Raw genomic sequence first — 328 nt, 5'->3', positions numbered from 1 at the left:
ACGCACTCCAGCTAGTGAAGCGTTTCCGAGCGTCTCCCATCAATCGCGAGTAGCTCGCGAAAGCCTCATTCAATCAATGTGTGGCGCGAGACCCTGGCCGCTCCCGGCTCAAACCGATATGCGCATAGCAATTAGCAAGTTTCTTTCGATTGGTTGGCGAGATAGCCGGAAAAAGCCTGCGGCAGCCTGCCCTTCAGGGTGTCGGCGATGATCTGGCGCGCGATCATATAGGGCGGAACGTCGGGATAACGGTCGGCGATGTAAGGGTGCTTGCCGATCAGGTTGGCATAGGCCTCGACATAGCCGTCGCGGCGGCCGGAGATCGAGT

General features: G+C 58.5%; 1 pseudogene. It reads right to left on the bottom strand.

From position 1 onward, the window contains the following. Nucleotides 1-131: 131 nt before the first annotated feature. A pseudogene (locus EN851_RS34900) lies at nt 132-328 on the bottom strand (glycosyltransferase family 2 protein); the annotation flags it as partial.

This window comes from Mesorhizobium sp. M8A.F.Ca.ET.208.01.1.1 (genome assembly GCF_004791315.1).
Lineage (GTDB): Bacteria > Pseudomonadota > Alphaproteobacteria > Rhizobiales > Rhizobiaceae > Mesorhizobium.
The sequence above is the reverse complement of the archived record's forward strand: the minus strand, read 5'-3'. Positions and strand labels throughout refer to the sequence as shown.